The following is a 14,801-nucleotide window of genomic DNA, read 5'->3' on the forward strand; positions in this document are numbered from 1 at the left end:
GATGAGCGCACGAACGGCGAAGGAGGGACATGGGCTGGCACTACCGCAAGACCATCAAGGTGGGCCCGTTCCGGATCGACCTGTCACGTCGCGGCGTCGGCCACAGCTTCGGCAACCGCCGCTTCCACGTCACGACCACTCCCGACGGCCGCCGCCACGTCTCCGTGCGTCTGCCCGGCGGCTTCCACGTCGGCAAGTCGTTCGGCGGCCGGCGCCACCACGGACATTACTGACCCAAGGCGGTCGATCGACCGCTCGACATAGACGGGCCGGAGGCGGGAAAGCCTCCGGCCCGTCCCCTTTCCCGACGGCCGCCAGGCGATCAGAGTGGGCGAATGAGCGGTCACATGAGCCCCGAGGAGTTCCGCCGCCACGGCAGGCAGGTCGTCGACTGGATCGCGGACTATCTCGCCGGCATCGAGTCCCATCCCGTGATGTCCCAGGTGAGGCCGGGTGACATCCGCCGCGCGCTGCCGCCCGAGGCGCCCGAGCACGGCGAGCCGTTCGAGGCCGTGCTGTCGGATCTGGGGCGGATCCTGCTGCCCGGCATCACGCACTGGCAGCATCCCGGTTTCTTCGCCTACTTCCCCTCCAACGCCAGCGGCCCGGCCGTCCTGGGTGACCTGCTGTCCGGCGGGCTCGGCGTGCAGGGCATGCTCTGGGTGACCAGCCCGGCGTGCACGGAGCTGGAGACGGTGGTGGTCGACTGGCTGGCCGGGCTGCTCGGCCTGCCGGAGCATTTCCGTACGGACCGGGCGGGCGGCGGGGTCATCCAGGACTCGGCGTCGAGCGCCTGCCTGGTCGCCCTGCTGGCCGCGCTGCACCGGGCGAGCGGCGGCCGGGTCGCCTCCGACGGCGTCACCCGGAGGTACACGATCTACGTGTCGTCCCAGACGCACTCCTCGCTGGAGCGGGCGGCGCGGATCACGGGGCTGGGGGCGGCGGGCGTACGGGTGGTGGACGTCGATCCCCGTACTCTGGCCATGGACCCCGGCCACCTGCGGGCCCTGCTGGACCGGGACGAGGCGGACGGCGCCGTGCCTGCCCTGGTGTGCGCCACCGTCGGCACCACCTCCACCACCGCCGTCGACCCGGTGCCCGCGATCGGCGCGGTGTGCCGCGAACGCGGGATCTGGCTGCACGTGGACGCGGCCTACGCCGGGGTCGCGGCGATCTGCCCCGAGCTGCGGTGGTTGAACGAGGGCGTGGCCGAGTACGCCGACTCCTACTCCACGAACCCGCACAAATGGCTGCTGACCAACTTCGACTGCACCGTGCTCTGGACGGCCGACCGCGCCCCGCTGCTCGACGCGCTGTCGGTCATGCCCGAGTTCCTCAGGAACCCGGCCACCGCGACCGGCTCCGTCGTCGACTACCGGGACTGGCAGGTGCCGCTGGGCAGGCGCTTCAGGGCGTTGAAGCTGTGGTCGGTGATCCGCTGGTACGGGGCCGAGGGGCTGCGCGCGCACATTCGCAAGGGCGTGGCGCTGGCGCAGGAGCTGGCGTCGTGGATCTCCGCGGATCCCGGCTTCGAGGTGCGCGAGCCGCATCCGCTCGGGCTCGTGTGCTTCCGCCCGGTGTGGCCGGGACTGGCGGCGGACGAGGCGGACCGGGTCACGATGCGGCTGCTGGAGCTGCTCAACGCGGGCGGCTCCATGTACATGACGCACACCAGGGTCGGTGACCGGGTGGTGCTGCGGATGGCCATCGGCGGCGTGGCGACGGAGCGGCGGCACGTGGAGCAGGCGTGGGAGCGGATCCGCTGGGAACACGCGGCCCTGTCGGCCACGCTCCCCTGACGGCTCAGGCGCGGTAGCGCTCCACGAGCTCGGACCCGATCCTGGCCAGCTCGGCTTTGACCTCCTCCGGCTCCACGACCTCCACCGTCGCGCCCCATCCGGCCAGCTGCTCGGCGATCGACAACGCCATCGGCGCCGCCACGCGGGCCCTGACCCGCCCGTCCTCCTCGACGCGCTCGACCTCGCAGTGGCGCCCGAACTGGTGGCGCAGCACCGGCAGGAACCGCTCGGCGATGAGCAGGGTCGCGGACAGCAGCGAGCGCCGCCGCTCCATCGCGTCCACGACCTTTCCCCACGCCTCCGACAGCACGAACCCCTCCGGCCGCTCGAAGGCCAGTTCCGTCACCTCGGCCTCGGCGATCCGGTCCACCCGGAACGTGCGCTGCCCGGCCTCGGTGCCGGCGATCAGATACCAGATGTCGTCCTTGTCCACCAGGCCCCAGGGGTCGACGAGCCGGTGCGTACGCTCGCCGGAGCGGCCCTCGTACCCGATCCTGACCTTGCGGCGTCGCACGGTGGCGCTCTGCAGGACCCGCACCAGCTCGGGCCGGTCGGGGTCGCGCTCGCCCCAGCCGGTGGGGTCGATCACCACGACGTCGGCGGCGGCCTCGGCGTCGTCCCTGAACGTCTGGGGCAGGGCCCGCACCAGCTTGCGCAGCGCGGACTTGACCTCGGGCGTGGCGGCCGCGGCCGGACCGGCCAGCAGGAACAGCGCCTCGGCCTCACCGGCGGTCAGGCCGCTGAGGTCGGTCCTGGCGCCGCCCAGCAGGGACCAGCCGCCCCCGCGCCCGGCCTGCGGATACACCGGCACGCCCGCCGCGGACAGCGCTTCGAGGTCCCGGCGCGCGGTGGCCACGGACACTTCCAGCTCCGCGGCCAGCTCGGCCGCGGTCACCCGGCCGCGCGACTGCATGAGCAGCAGGACGGCCACAAGTCGATCGGCTCGCATGGCAGGAAATTCTCCTCGGAAAAGTGCTCATTGGATGAGCACTTTGACCGGAAGAATCATAGACATCACCCGGAAGGAAGGACCACCCAGATGCTCCGCGGATTCGCCACGATCAGCTTCTACGCAGCCGACCTCGAGGCGGCCAAGACCTGGTACACCGAGCTGCTCGGTCTCGAGCCCTACTACCAGGTGCCGGGCTACATCGAGTTCCGCGTCGACGACCACCAGCACGAGCTGGGCATCATCGATGCCCGCTACGCCCCGGCGGGCGCGACCGACGGGCCCGCGGGCTCGATCACCTACTGGCACGTGGACGACCTGGAGGCCGCCCTCGACCGGCTCATCGCGCTGGGGGCCAAGGAGCACCAGGCGATCAGGAAGCACGGCGAGGGGTTCGTCACCGCGTCCGTGATCGACCCGTTCGGCAACGTCCTCGGCGTCATGTACAACCAGCACTACCTGGACATGCTCGCCAGGTGACGGCCCCGCTCAGGAGTTGCCGACCCTCAGCCCGAAGGCCGACAACCCCTGCTCGTGGTGCTCGATCAGGCCCATCCGCCGGTAGAAGGCGTGGTTGGCGGCCCCCTCGGGGGTCGACTCGTGGTCGGTGGTCAGCATGAAGTAGCGGCAGTGCGCATAGCGCTCCTTCAGGCGCTCCAGCAACTGCCGCCCGATCCCCTGGCCGTGGAACCTCTTGTCGACGAGAAGCTCCTGCACGTAGCAGACCAGCTCGTCGTCGGAGACCGTCCGGGCCAGGCCGAGCAGCCGGCCGTCCTCGTCCCTGGCGACGAGGACGAGGTGCGAGTTCACCAGGCTCCGGCACACCCTGGCGATGTCGCGGGTCCAGGGCTGCCAGCCCACCGAGTCGTACAGCTGGAAGATCTCGGCCTCGTCGAACGACGTCTCCTGAGCGATGCTCACCACTTATGGGACTCCCCTGTATAAAGTCAGCGCTCTCCAGCCTATTCAGGACAGGCGGTTAGTTTCAGGCTTTTTTCACTGGGTCAGCGGCAAAAGCCCAGGTCGGCGCACAGGAGGTGGAATCAGATCTTGCGGCGTCCGGGCAGGCGCTCGTTACAATCGCCCAGCCGCAAAGGAGAAGCTGTGCGAACTGTGCGTGTGACCGTGGTCCTGGCCGCATTGACGGGCGCCCTGGTGCTGCCCGGCGTCGCGAGCGCGACCCCCTCGTCCGGCGCCCTCGCCAAGGTGCACACCGCCGGACGCGTCAAGGCCGGCGGGGACTCTCTCGAATACAGCTGGCCCGGCGTCTACTTCGAGGGCCGCTTCCGCGGCACCGGTGTCGGGATCGTCCTCGACGACTCCGACAACGACTACGAGGTCGAGGTCGACGGCTCGACCGTCGCCACCCTGGTGACCCCGGGCCGGACCACGTACTGGGTCAACGGCCTGACCCGGGGCACGCACCGCGTACGGCTGGTCAAACGCACCGAGAGCCCGTGGGCCACCAGCGCCTTCGGCGGCTTCGTCGCCGCCCCCGGCGGCGCGATCCTCGGCAGGCCCGCCGCGCGCCACCGGCAGATCGAGTTCATCGGCGACTCCTACACCGTCGGCTACGGCAACCGCTCCGACAGCCGCGACTGCACCGCCGACAAGGTCGCCCGCACCACCGACGCCAACCTCAGCTTCGGCGCGCTCACCGCGCGCCGCCTCAACGCCGACTACCAGCTCAACGCCTTCTCCGGCCGCGGCATGGTGCGCAACTACAACGGCAGCGACCCCGGCACCGACTTCCGCACCTACTACGACCGGGCCCTGCTGAACGTCGAAGGGGACGTCTGGCAGAACCCGGGCACCTGGCATCCCCAGCTGGTCGTGATCGGCCTGGGCATCAACGACTTCTCCACCGCCATCAACCCGGGCGAACCGTGGACGCCGGACACTCTGGTGGCCGCGTATCGCACCGCATACCAGGGCTTCCTCGACAAGCTCCGGGCCCGGTACGGCCCCCGCACCACCATCGTGGTCAGCGCCACGTACATGTCCAACACCACCGTGTTCGCCCAGACCGCGCAGCAGATCGTCCAGGAGCGCAACGCCAGGGGCGACGACCGGATCCGTTACTGGTACTACAGCGAATCCGGCCTCGACTACCTCGGCTGCCACTGGCACCCGTCCGTCCACGACCACCGGATCATCGCCGACCGGCTCGGCGAGTTCATCGCCACCCTCCCGCTGCGCTGGTAGCTCGGCCCCCTAGTCGTCGGCGGTGAGCCCTTCGGCGATCTTGATGAGCTCACGGTTGACGGCCTTGGCGCCGCGGAACTTCTTCGCGTACACCGGGCTGAACATGATCTCGGCCCTGCGCTGCTCACCCATGTTCAGGAAGAGCGTGGGGGTGCCCTTCGTGCCGTCCTCGCCGACCCCTTCGACGACCGCGTACCCGGTCCGGTCGCCGACGGTCACCTCCTCGCCCTCTCCCTCGTCGCGGCGCTCCTGCACGCGGTCGTCGATCTCCTGGACGGCCTCGCCCTCGTACACGTAGATCTGGACGCAGTAGAAGCCGTTCTTGTCGCCGTCGTAGTTCCACGAGGTCGTGTACCTGTCGCCGAAGTCGTAAGACCGCTGGGACCACCGCAGGCCGTCGGGCAGGTAACCCACCCTGACGTGCTTGAACGCCCTTCCGTCACCCAGGTCCCCGAGACTCGGGGGCTCGGAGGGCGGGGCCGGGGTGTCGTCGATGGCGGGCGGACCCAGCGTCTCGGAGGCGGATGGATCCGGCGTCCCGGAGACGACGGACGTCTGCACGGCGCCCGGGGCCGCCGTCAGGTAGAGGGGGATCGCCGCGGCCACGGCCAGCGACGTGGCCACCGTCGCGATCCGGCTCCGGGTCCTCTTCCGCCGCGAGGAGCGGACGACCCGCTCCACGAGGTCGGGAGCGGCGTGCAGCCGCGCGGTCTCCTCCGCCATGATCTGGCGGAGCTGGTCCTCAAGCATGGGCATTCCCGATCACTCCTTTCACGGCTTCCTCGCCGAGTGCGGTACGCAGCTTCGCCATCGCCTTCGACGCCTGGCTCTTCACGGTGCCGAGCGTGCAGCCGAGCACCTCCGCGGTCTGCGTCTCGCTGAGGTCCTCCCAGTACCGCAGGACGACCACCGCGCGCTGCCGGGGAGGCAGGCCGCGCAGCGCGTCCATGAGCACGTGACGCAGGTCGACGTCGGTCGAGCGCGCCGCTCTCTCCGGCGGCACGCGCATCGGGATGATGTTCAGGATCGCCCGGCGCCGGGCCCGGCTGATGGCGGTGTTGATGATGACGCGGCGCACATAAGGCTCGACGGTGTCGCGCCGCACCCGGTCCCAGTTCCTGTACGTACGCTCCAGCGCCGTCTGCAGCAGGTCCTCCGCCTCCGCCTCGTCTCCGCAGGCGAGATAGGCGACCCGCAACAGGGTCGTGGCCCTTGCGGCCACGAACGCGCCGAAGTCATGGTCCGCGCCGCTCACGGCTGTCTGTCCAATTTCACGCCCCCTAATACGCCTCGGCCGCTCCGAACAGTTGCCAGGCACCGCGGGCAACCTTTTCGCGGCGCCCAGGCGTATTGGGGGACATCGAATCGGATTTCTGGAGGAAGCACATGAAGCGCGCGACCGCACCGGCCCGGCCGCTGATCGCCCTCGGGGCCGGCCTGGCCGCCGTGGGCACCGCCGCACTGCTGGGTCTGCCAAGCCTCGCCAAGGCGCCGGAGGCCCGGCTCACGGCCGCCGCGTCGGCTCCGCCGGAGGGTGCGTACTGGCATACGAGAGTGCTGTTGAAGCGCCCCGAGCACCGTCAGGTCGGCAGCGGGGCGAACCTCTACTCGGTGGTCCAGCAGACGCTCATCGAGGAATGGACCGCGCCCGACGGCAGACGCTGGGTCGGATCGCGGGAGGCGGGGGCGTACCCGCAGAGCGCGGCGGACCGCGCGGCCTGGCGCCGCGACGGCTCCCCCACCAAGTGGACCCGCACCGCCAACGGCCAGACCGTGTCGTTGTCCACCAAGCCCGCCAAGGGCCACGTCACCCCCGTACGGGGTGACAACACGTACTTCCTGGCCGGGCAGCGGCTGACGTACGACGAGGTCCAGCGGCTGCCCGCGAACCCGGACGCGTTGAAGTCCTGGCTCACACAGGCCGCGCGGGTCTCACGGGCGCCGGCGAGCGCCGTGGACAGGAACGTCACCTCGGCGCTGCCCTCGCTGCTCCACGATCTCCCGGCGCCGAAGGAGGTCCGCGCCGCGGCCTACCAGGCCCTGCTGACGATGCCCGGCGTCAGCTCGCGCGGAAAGTCCGTGGACGGCGCCGGCAGAACCGGCGCGGCCATCTCGATCGACCATCAGCAGACCGGTCAGAAGGACGACGCGATCAAGGTCACGACCGACCTGGTCGTCGACACCGGCACGATGCTCCTGCTGTCCCAGAACCAGACGACCCTGAAGGACGGCAAGGTGTTCCCGAACAAGACCATGAGCCAGACCGTGCTCGAGGCCGGCTGGACCAACGCCGAGCCGGCCGTGCCCGCCCTGCCGTAGGGCGGACGGAACAGGCGCGAAGGCCCGTCCGGACGGGCCTTCGCGCCTTCGGGCCTTTGCCGGCTTCAAGGACTGTTCACGGCGGCGGGGCTGTTCTACACCGCGCGCTCGCTCGACGCCACGCAGGAAGGCCAGATCACCGAGCGTCACACGCGGGCCATCGAGCAGATCGGCTCGAACACGCTGGAGGGGAGGGTCGGCGCGATCTACGCCCTGGAGAGGATCTCCCGCGACTCGCCGCGCGATCAGCGGACTGTCGTGGACTCCCGGAGACGGCGATGACACCGGCTGGGGACTCCGGACGCCTGAACAAGAAGCAGGTGACATCCACCGTCCGGCAAGCCCTGAACGTCGACCTGTACGCCGTGCACAACGACGGCCGAGAATGACGACCCATCGCACCAAGAACGATGCGATCAAGGCAGATGCCGACGACACCACGTGGTTCGAAGATCGCATCTACCCGGCCCGGCGAACGTCGGGCCTACCTGAGGAGACAAATGTCCGCCGGAACCGAGCGCGCAGATCACCGCGCGGATGCTGAAGCAGACACCGCAGGCGCCGACCGATGCGAGAACGCGGCGTTCTCGGTCGGCCCCTGGTCTCCGGAATCGCGCGCCGCGGCAGGGACGTGGCCTGGGCAGAACCCGTTGGCGACGATCAGCCGTCCACGGGCGGCAGTGTAGGCAGCGGGGTGCGCGGCGGGGACCACGCCTTGGCACGTCGGGCAGGTGTCCGGCTGGTCGGCTGTCATGAGCGCCCTTTCAAGATCGTGGAGCGAGCGATACGGGACACGCTCTGGATCCACGGCTTCTATCCGGGAAACGCTCCATGAGCTTCCGCGATTCCGCCATTCGCCGGCTCGGCGGCGTCGGGTTCGCCTGGACGGCGGCGGCCTGTGCCGCGTGGGCGACCCGATCCGACACGGCCAGGAGGGCTTTCTCCGCCTCGGCGACTTCGCTCATGAACGCGGTGAAGAGGTCGGTGTCGCCATGATCCAGGCCCTGCCGACAGTCCCTGCCGGCTTTCTCCGCCTGGGTGATGAACGCCCGCCAGAGCGCTTGGATCTTGAGGGCAGGCGCCGTGTCCCATATCCGCGCCTCACCCGACAGAAAAGATCATCTCGCTCTGACCCGAGAGAACAGGACTCGACCCGTCCCCTCACGGGCGAAGTGCGGTTCCGCCGCTTCCAGTCGTGGTACCGAGATGCCCAGCCGTCGTGCTTCGGCCAGAGTGTCCCGGCAGACCTCGCGCGGCTCCTCGGCGTCGGGGTCGGAGTGCGCCGTGAGGCTCACGCGCGCGGGCGCGACATGAGCGGTCAGCCAGGCGAGCACGGGTGCCGTCAGCCAGGTGGGCGCCCGGAACGGCAGCACACCGCCCCGGTGCCGTCGCAGGTCAACGCCGCGCGCCTTGAGCAGCGGCAGCAGCTCGCGGCCGGCCAGCAGCGCCTCGCGCAGGTCGCCCGTTGCCCCGGCCAGTTGGGACAGGGATCCCAGCCGCAGGCCCTGCGAGAACATGCCGGCATCCGACGCGAAATGGACCCACAGCCAGCCGCGGAAGTCAGGCCGCTCCTTGATCCGGAGCCCGGCCTCGCGAAACGCCTGGCGCACGGCCCGTTCCCGGTCGGTCGGGGGCTGGCCGAGTGTGCCGAAGACGACCGACGGCAGCAGCGCCCCGTGGAGCACGCCGTCCGCGCCGAAACCGCCACCGGCCTGGGGAAAGCCCCAGGCGATCTGGTCGGCGGGGAGTGCGCCGATGGCGGCGAGCGGCTCGGTCCAGAGGTTGCCGAAGATCAGCACCGTGGCCTGGCCGGCACGCGGGGCCAGGAAGGCCGTCGCCTCCGCGAGGCGATGGTGGGGCACGCTGAGCACGATCAGGTCGAAGTCGTGGTCCGGCTCCAGCGCCTCGCGGTAGCGCACCGGCCACTTCTCGGCGACGCGCTGCCCCCACACCCGGCGCCGCGTATCGAACAGGTCGAGGTCCACCGCGTCCCCGTACGTCGCCGCGCGACCCGGCCGGACGTAGAACTCGACGTCATGTCCGGCCTGTTGCAGAACCCAGCCGTAGATGGTGGCGATCACGCCTCGGCCGAACATCAGGATCTTCACGCTGCACCTCGTGGGGTACGATCGATTTGGAGACTATCTCCACTTTCGAAGATATGGAGGTCATCTCCAGTTGTCAACGCGAGGTAGCGCATGACCGCCGACAAGCCGCTGCGGGCCGACGCCCAACGCAACCGCGATGCCCTGATCGCCAAGGCACGAGAGCTCTTCGACGCCGGCGATTTCTTCGACCTGCGCTTCGACGACTTCGCCCGCCTGGCCGGAGTGGGCACCGGCACGCTGTACCGCCACTTCCCCACCCGGGAAGCACTGGCCGAGGCGGTCTACCACGGGGAAGTCGCCACGCTGTGCGACCGCGCCCGCCGGCTACAGGCCACCCTGCCCGCGGCGGAGGCCTTGGCGACCTTCCTACGCGGCATGGTCGACCACATAGATGCCCACAAGGGCCTGGCCCGGACGCTGGCCACGCTCATGGCCACCGGCTCGGGCGCCCTCGCCGAGGGCAGCCAGGCGCTGGAGCAGGCTGTCACCGGCCTGGTGGCCGCCGCCGTGAAGGACGGCGCCGTCCGCGACGACGTGGATGCCGGTGCCGTCATGATGGCACTGCACGGCATCAGCGCGGCTCATGACCGCCCCGGTTGGCGGGCCGAGGCCGACGACGTCATCACCCTCGTGCTGGACGGGCTGCGCCGCCCGCTATGACAAGGTGCGACACGAGGTCGTCTCACCCGCCCAAGGCCCGTCACGCGAAGATTTCAAAAGAGTTATTCCGCTACTGGACAAATCCCGCTCATTATGGCCACGCACCGATGAGCATGGAGACATCTATCTCATTGTGCGGATCGCCATTTCATGTCCTCCCCACCGCTAACCCCACTGACCTGGGACGCGACATCTCGGAAGCAATTTTTTCGGCTTTTCGAGCACCTGCGGCAGGCCATTAGGGTGCACATTCATGGAATCGACTTTTCGACCGGCCGAAGAACTCCCGGCCGCCATGCGTGCCGGTGAAGTGACCTCGGCGGAACTGGCCGACGAGGCGATCGCCCGCATCGAGCGGGACGACAAGGTGATCAACGCGATCTGTGTACGGGTGTCCGTTGCAGGCGATCACTCCCAGCGGCCCGTGGCTGCCAGGAGTTCAGGCCGGTGCGCCAGAACCGCTGGTCGCCCAGGCCGGCGAGGCAGGCGCGAACCAGTGGCCGAGCATGGAGAAGATCCCGCACGCCATTGACCGCGTTCAACAGCTGAGACCAGTGATCAACTGCTTGAAGAGGGATTCGCGTGAAAGCGTTGCTCACCCTGACCTGCGCAGGTCAGTTCATGGTGCTGCTCGACAACACGATCGTCGGCGCCGCCCTGCCCGACATGCAGCAGCGGCTCCACACCGGGCTGACCGGCCTGCAGTGGATCGTCGACGCCTACGTGCTGCTGGTGGCCATGCTGCTGCTGTCGGGCGGCGTCTTCGCCGACCGGTTCGGCCGCAGGCGGGTGTTCCTGGCCGGGGTGGTGGTGTTCACGGCCGCGTCGGTGGTGTGTTCGCTCGCGCCCTCGATCGGCTGGCTGATCGCCGGGCGGGTGCTGCAGGGCGTCGGGGCCGCGGCGCTGAGCCCCGCCTCGCTGGCGTTGCTCGCCGCCGCGTATCCCGCCCCGAGTGAGCGCGTCAGAGCGATCGGGTTGTGGGCCGGGTTCAGCGGCATCGGCCTGGCCGCCGGACCGCTGGCAGGCGGGATCCTGGTGGAGTCCTTCGGCTGGCCCGCCATCTTCCTGGTCAACGTGCCCATCGGGGCGGTCCTGCTGCTGGCCGGTCTGCGTGTCCTGGGCGAGTCCCGCAACCCGAGCGCACCGCCGATCGACGTCCCCGGCACGGTCCTGTCCGTCGCGGGCGTGGGCGCCGTGACCTACGGCCTGATCGAGGGCGGTTCCCGAGGCTGGACCTCGCCGGTGATCCTGGGCAGCTTCGCCGCCGGACTGGTGCTCCTGGCCGCGTTCGTCGTGGTCGAGGGTCGTGCGTCGACGCCGATGCTGCCGCTCCGGCTGTTCCACCAGCGGCTGTTCACGGTGTCCAACACGGCGATGGTCGTGGTCGGGTTCGCGCTGATGGGGTCGTCGTTCTTCTTCTCCCAGTTCTTCGTCCACGTCCAGGGCACTTCGATCCTGGTCGCCGGGCTGCGGACCCTGCCCACCTCGCTGGCCATGGTGATCGTCAGCCCGTACGCCGGCCGGCTCGCGGCCAGGTACGGCTTCCGCGTCGTGGTCGGCATCGGCCTGGCGCTGGCCGGGCTGGGGCTGCTGGCGCTGGGCTTCGTCCACGCCGATACCGGCTACGGGAACGTGTGGTGGCTGGCGGTCGTCGGCATCGAATCCGGCCTCAACAGCGCCTTCCTCGCGGCGGGTGCCGTGACGCTGGCCTGCGCCGTGTTCACCGGCCTGTGGATGACCGCGGCCCGGACACCGCGGGCTGTCCCGGGCGGCGTCCCCATGCCGAGATCAGCGGCGCGAGGGTGAGGTCGAGCTCGCCGGCATCGACGGCGGCCAGGTGCGCGTCGATCTCGGCGTCGTCGGCCAGCCCAGCGGCGAGCAACTCGGCGCGGACCATGCGCACCGTCGCGGTCTCCAGCCGGTCGCAGGCCACCCCGCCGACCGGGAAGCAGCCGGCCGCCGCGACATCGACCAGGCCGGCCGCACGCAACGCCCGCGGCAGCGTACGGCCGTAGCGCAGGTCGGCGCCGCGGCGGGTCATCAACTCCCGGACCGCGCGCCGCAGCCGGTTGGCGCGCTGCTGTGCCGGGCCGACCTCGTCGAGGCAGGCCAGCGGCTGCAGCTCGGTATCGGCGTCCTCGACCAACAGCCGGCCACCGGGGCGCAGCGCCGCCACCATCGTCGCCAGCGCCCGGGCACGGTCGGGGACGTGGACGAGCACGAGCCGGGCGTGTACCAGGTCGAACGTGCCTGGCTGCGGCGGCGGGTCCGCGACGATGTCGTGCCGGAGCACCTCGTACCCGCCGTGCGGGTCCAACCAGGCCGGATTGATGTCCGTGGCCAGCACGTAACCGGTTGGTCCGACGGCGGTGGCGAGTGCCTCGGGAATGCTGGGGCCTCCGGCACCGACTTCCCAGCAGCGCCAGCCCGCCTTCACTCCGAGCCGGTCGAAGTGCCCCCGTGTGACACCGTCGAACAGCTCGGCCAGCCAGGTGAACCGCTCGCCCGCCTCCACCCGGGCGTTGTCGAGCAAGTAGCGGTGGTCCGGGGCAGACCCGGGGTCGGCGAGGGGTTGCGATGAACTCATGCCTACATCCTCACGACCTTCCGCGTGCTGTGTCAGCGCGACATGGAATGAAACCAGACGGCCTCCAGGACTGGTAAAGCTCGGCCTGCGGCTCAGGTGCGGTGCGTCCGGCTTCGGCAAGATGTCGCAGCGCGCTGTGGCGGGGCTGGTGCGGCGTCCACCCTTGCCGGTGCGGGTCCAGGTGGACAGTGGCGGTCTTGAACAGGTGCTCGGCGCGGGGGGTAGGACAGGCGCCCGGTGACGGGACAGAGGTCGGCGGCCGCGGGCATCCAGGGTCCGGAGGTGGGCGCGCCGGTCGCCCTCGATCGCCGGTTACCGGAAAGTCATATTCGGTGCGGTTCGGCTCCGTCCTGCCAGCGGTAGAGGTCGCGCAGCAGGGAGATCTCGGCGCCGTGATGGATCAGCTCCCGGTTGACGTGCAGGACGATGCCCTCCATGGGAAACCGCTCGGGACCCACCGTGGGCGGATTCTCCAGGTCAGCGTCCGAGAGCTCGCGGACCCCCGCGTTCCATCTCCCATACATCTCATCGAGCTGCTTCAGCGCCTCGACAGCGGTCCCCGCGTAGGCGAATGTCCGGCCGTCGAAGTCCTGGCCGCCGAAGTGCCATCCGACCCGATAGCCCAGGCACGAGACGATGATGTGCGCCAGCCGCCAGGCAATCGTGGTCACCGGTGCCGGCACCGGGTCAGGGGACGCGGAGTCCATCGTCCACTCCCCCGAACCTGCCGACATCGGTGCGGCCGACGTGCCACGTGGGCGGATGCTCCAGCAGCCGCGCACCGGCTCCCAGAAGTACTCCTCATCGGTGAGACCGTCCAGCCGCGGCCGCAGGTTCTTACGCCAGTGCCGGTCCAGCTGCTCCGCGAGCCGCTCGCTTCTTGTCATCGCCGCACACTACAAACCCGTCGAGCAGAGCGCGCCGGCCTGGTGGCCGCAGGACGACTCCGGCCCGGTAAAGGCCCCGCTCGTAGCCACCAAGAGCTGGGTCCGTGTACGCGCTCGCGAACTCCCCCACCGCCACCCGTCACTCAAAGTTCGGTGAGAACATGAAACGACAAGATCCCGCCTGATCTCGATGATCAGACGGGATCCCGTCAACCTCAGTCGAGCCGTTTCTAGAACGACCCTCGGTGGAGCTATGGGGATTCGAACCCCAGACCTCCTCCATGCCATGGAGGCGCGCTACCAACTGCGCTATAGCCCCTTGCGATCACCAAGTGTATCGGAGATCGGGAGCCCCTGTGTCACACCGAGGGCCCTGTGGTACGTCTATGGTTTCATGCCGACCTTTGAAGACCACCGAAGCCTGCTGACCGGCGTCGCGTACCGGATCCTGGGCAGTGTCGCCGACGCCGAGGACGTCGTGCAGGAGGCGTGGTTGCGCTGGTCGGGGGTGGACGAGGCGGCCGTCGGCGATCCCAAGGCGTATCTGGTGAGGGTGACCTCGCGGCTGGCCATCGATCGGCTGCGGTGGGCGAAGTCGCGGCGGGAGTCGTACGTGGGACCGTGGCTGCCCGAGCCCGTCAGCACGACGCCCGACGTCGCCGAGCACGCCGAGCTGGCCGAGTCGGTGGAGCTGGCGCTGCTCCTGGTGCTGGAGACGCTGTCGCCGCTCGAACGGGCCGTGTTCGTGCTGCGGGAGGCGTTCGACCTGCCGTTCACCGAGATCGCCGAGATCATCGGGCGGGCCGAGCCGGCGACCAGGCAGCTCGCGCGGCGGGCGCGGGACCACGTGCGGGACAGGCGGCCCCGGTTCGACGTGGACAGGCAGGAGCGGCGGCGGATCACCGAGCGGTTCATCAGCGCCTCCGCCGAGGGCGACCTCGACGGGCTGATCGAGCTGTTCGCGAGCGGGGTCACGATGGTCAGCGACGGCGGCGGCAAGGCCAGGGCCGCGCTGCGGGTCATCACCGGCGCCGACAACGTCAGCCGCTGGCTGCTGTCGATCAGCACCCCCGCCAACATCGCGGCCTTCATGACCTCGATCGGCATGGCGGGGATCTCCGACCTGTCCTTCGGGCTGGCGACCATGAACAACGCCCCCGCGATGGTCATCTCCGCGGGTGGACGGGTGATCACGGTCGCCTCGCTGCTGATCTCGGACGGCAAGATCGACACGATCTACCTCATCGCGAACCCCGAGAAGATCGCGCACCTGGAGCCCGTCTGACG

16 protein-coding genes and 1 tRNA gene are annotated in these 14,801 nt (G+C 69.9%); 9 read left to right on the forward strand and 8 right to left on the reverse strand.

Going from position 1 to position 14,801, the window contains the following annotated elements; all coding sequences use genetic code 11:
- The first annotated feature begins 29 nt into the window (after window positions 1–29).
- Both H4W80_RS22065 and H4W80_RS22070 read left to right on the forward strand, forming a co-directional pair.
- On the forward strand, window positions 30–233 hold the full coding sequence (locus H4W80_RS22065; protein ID WP_192786834.1) for a DUF4236 domain-containing protein: 204 nt from the start codon (window positions 30–32) through the stop codon (window positions 231–233).
- Between the two features lie 102 nt (window positions 234–335).
- On the forward strand, window positions 336–1,799 hold the full coding sequence (locus H4W80_RS22070; protein WP_225963596.1) for a pyridoxal-dependent decarboxylase: 1,464 nt from the start codon (window positions 336–338) through the stop codon (window positions 1,797–1,799).
- Between the two features lie 4 nt (window positions 1,800–1,803).
- Here the strand turns inward: H4W80_RS22070 and H4W80_RS22075 are convergent, their stop codons facing one another.
- Window positions 1,804–2,748 (reverse strand): helix-turn-helix transcriptional regulator, encoded by a 945-nt coding sequence (locus tag H4W80_RS22075; protein WP_192786835.1) that lies wholly within the window; start codon window positions 2,746–2,748, stop codon window positions 1,804–1,806.
- A gap of 90 nt (window positions 2,749–2,838) precedes the next feature.
- On the opposite strand from H4W80_RS22075, the gene H4W80_RS22080 reads away from it, so the two are divergent.
- Window positions 2,839–3,228: a VOC family protein gene (locus tag H4W80_RS22080; protein WP_192786836.1), complete on the forward strand. Its 390-nt coding sequence runs from the start codon at window positions 2,839–2,841 to the stop codon at window positions 3,226–3,228.
- Between the two features lie 9 nt (window positions 3,229–3,237).
- On the opposite strand, the gene H4W80_RS22085 is transcribed toward H4W80_RS22080, so the two are convergent.
- Window positions 3,238–3,672: a GNAT family N-acetyltransferase gene (locus H4W80_RS22085; protein WP_318786994.1), complete on the reverse strand. Its 435-nt coding sequence runs from the start codon at window positions 3,670–3,672 to the stop codon at window positions 3,238–3,240.
- Window positions 3,673–3,852: 180 nt separating this feature from the next.
- Here H4W80_RS22085 and H4W80_RS22090 point away from each other — a divergent pair, with 180 nt between their 5' ends.
- Window positions 3,853–4,953 (forward strand): SGNH/GDSL hydrolase family protein, encoded by a 1,101-nt coding sequence (locus H4W80_RS22090; protein WP_318786995.1) that lies wholly within the window; start codon window positions 3,853–3,855, stop codon window positions 4,951–4,953.
- A 9-nt stretch (window positions 4,954–4,962) separates the two neighbouring features.
- On the opposite strand, the gene H4W80_RS22095 is transcribed toward H4W80_RS22090, so the two are convergent.
- Both H4W80_RS22095 and H4W80_RS22100 read right to left on the reverse strand, forming a co-directional pair.
- Window positions 4,963–5,709, reverse strand: coding sequence for a hypothetical protein (locus H4W80_RS22095; protein WP_192786837.1), 747 nt, complete (start codon window positions 5,707–5,709; stop codon window positions 4,963–4,965).
- Complete coding sequence (locus H4W80_RS22100; protein WP_192786838.1) at window positions 5,696–6,208, reverse strand: SigE family RNA polymerase sigma factor; 513 nt, start codon at window positions 6,206–6,208, stop codon at window positions 5,696–5,698. The genes H4W80_RS22095 and H4W80_RS22100 overlap by 14 nt, the downstream gene beginning before the upstream one ends.
- Before the next feature lie 131 nt (window positions 6,209–6,339).
- Between H4W80_RS22100 and H4W80_RS22105 the strand changes: the two genes are divergently transcribed.
- A complete protein-coding gene (locus H4W80_RS22105; RefSeq protein ID WP_192786839.1) occupies window positions 6,340–7,272 on the forward strand; it encodes a hypothetical protein in 933 nt (310 codons plus the stop codon).
- 1,118 nt (window positions 7,273–8,390) lie between these two features.
- Here the strand turns inward: H4W80_RS22105 and H4W80_RS22110 are convergent.
- Window positions 8,391–9,380 (reverse strand): ketopantoate reductase family protein, encoded by a 990-nt coding sequence (locus H4W80_RS22110; protein WP_192786840.1) that lies wholly within the window; start codon window positions 9,378–9,380, stop codon window positions 8,391–8,393.
- A gap of 90 nt (window positions 9,381–9,470) precedes the next feature.
- On the opposite strand from H4W80_RS22110, the gene H4W80_RS22115 reads away from it, so the two are divergent.
- The 3 genes from H4W80_RS22115 to H4W80_RS22125 all read left to right on the forward strand — a co-directional run bounded on the left by H4W80_RS22115 (window position 9,471) and on the right by H4W80_RS22125 (window position 11,846).
- Window positions 9,471–10,040: a TetR/AcrR family transcriptional regulator gene (locus H4W80_RS22115; RefSeq protein ID WP_192786841.1), complete on the forward strand. Its 570-nt coding sequence runs from the start codon at window positions 9,471–9,473 to the stop codon at window positions 10,038–10,040.
- 253 nt (window positions 10,041–10,293) lie between these two features.
- On the forward strand, window positions 10,294–10,572 hold the full coding sequence (locus H4W80_RS22120) for a hypothetical protein (RefSeq protein WP_192794446.1): 279 nt from the start codon (window positions 10,294–10,296) through the stop codon (window positions 10,570–10,572).
- 50 nt (window positions 10,573–10,622) lie between these two features.
- The gene (locus H4W80_RS22125; RefSeq protein ID WP_318786996.1) at window positions 10,623–11,846 is read left to right on the forward strand and encodes a DHA2 family efflux MFS transporter permease subunit; all 1,224 of its coding nucleotides are present in this window, start codon (window positions 10,623–10,625) and stop codon (window positions 11,844–11,846) included.
- Here the strand turns inward: H4W80_RS22125 and H4W80_RS22130 are convergent.
- The 3 genes from H4W80_RS22130 to H4W80_RS22140 all read right to left on the reverse strand — a co-directional run bounded on the left by H4W80_RS22130 (window position 11,761) and on the right by H4W80_RS22140 (window position 13,833).
- Entirely contained in the window at window positions 11,761–12,627 is an 867-nt protein-coding gene (locus H4W80_RS22130) for a methyltransferase (RefSeq protein ID WP_192786842.1), read from the reverse strand. The two genes, H4W80_RS22125 and H4W80_RS22130, sit on opposite strands and share 86 nt — an antisense overlap.
- Before the next feature lie 323 nt (window positions 12,628–12,950).
- Window positions 12,951–13,514 (reverse strand): DinB family protein, encoded by a 564-nt coding sequence (locus tag H4W80_RS22135; protein ID WP_192786843.1) that lies wholly within the window; start codon window positions 13,512–13,514, stop codon window positions 12,951–12,953.
- A gap of 246 nt (window positions 13,515–13,760) precedes the next feature.
- Window positions 13,761–13,833, reverse strand: a tRNA-Ala gene (locus H4W80_RS22140).
- Window positions 13,834–13,908: 75 nt separating this feature from the next.
- Here H4W80_RS22140 and H4W80_RS22145 point away from each other — a divergent pair.
- Window positions 13,909–14,799 carry an RNA polymerase sigma-70 factor gene (locus H4W80_RS22145; RefSeq protein ID WP_192786844.1) on the forward strand — a complete coding sequence of 297 codons (891 nt, stop codon included), beginning with the start codon at window positions 13,909–13,911 and terminating at the stop codon, window positions 14,797–14,799.
- Window positions 14,800–14,801 lie beyond the last annotated feature (2 nt).

The sequence above is a fragment of the Nonomuraea angiospora genome (assembly GCF_014873145.1).
Taxonomy (GTDB): Bacteria; Actinomycetota; Actinomycetes; order Streptosporangiales; family Streptosporangiaceae; genus Nonomuraea; species Nonomuraea angiospora.

Excerpts from the sequence above, each read along its gene's own strand:
- H4W80_RS22145 (WP_192786844.1), top strand. The coding sequence starts at position 13,909 with ATGCCGACCTTTGAAGACCACCGAAGCCTGCTGACCGGCGTCGCGTAC.
- H4W80_RS22080 (WP_192786836.1), top strand. The coding sequence starts at position 2,839 with ATGCTCCGCGGATTCGCCACGATCAGCTTCTACGCAGCCGACCTCGAG.
- H4W80_RS22120 (WP_192794446.1), top strand. The coding sequence starts at position 10,294 with ATGGAATCGACTTTTCGACCGGCCGAAGAACTCCCGGCCGCCATGCGT.
- H4W80_RS22115 (WP_192786841.1), top strand. The coding sequence starts at position 9,471 with ATGACCGCCGACAAGCCGCTGCGGGCCGACGCCCAACGCAACCGCGAT.
- H4W80_RS22135 (WP_192786843.1), bottom strand. The coding sequence starts at position 13,514 with ATGACAAGAAGCGAGCGGCTCGCGGAGCAGCTGGACCGGCACTGGCGT.
- H4W80_RS22095 (WP_192786837.1), bottom strand. The coding sequence starts at position 5,709 with ATGCCCATGCTTGAGGACCAGCTCCGCCAGATCATGGCGGAGGAGACC.
- H4W80_RS22130 (WP_192786842.1), bottom strand. The coding sequence starts at position 12,627 with ATGAGTTCATCGCAACCCCTCGCCGACCCCGGGTCTGCCCCGGACCAC.
- H4W80_RS22065 (WP_192786834.1), top strand. The coding sequence starts at position 30 with ATGGGCTGGCACTACCGCAAGACCATCAAGGTGGGCCCGTTCCGGATC.
- H4W80_RS22075 (WP_192786835.1), bottom strand. The coding sequence starts at position 2,748 with ATGCGAGCCGATCGACTTGTGGCCGTCCTGCTGCTCATGCAGTCGCGC.
- H4W80_RS22070 (WP_225963596.1), top strand. The coding sequence starts at position 336 with ATGAGCGGTCACATGAGCCCCGAGGAGTTCCGCCGCCACGGCAGGCAG.
- H4W80_RS22105 (WP_192786839.1), top strand. The coding sequence starts at position 6,340 with ATGAAGCGCGCGACCGCACCGGCCCGGCCGCTGATCGCCCTCGGGGCC.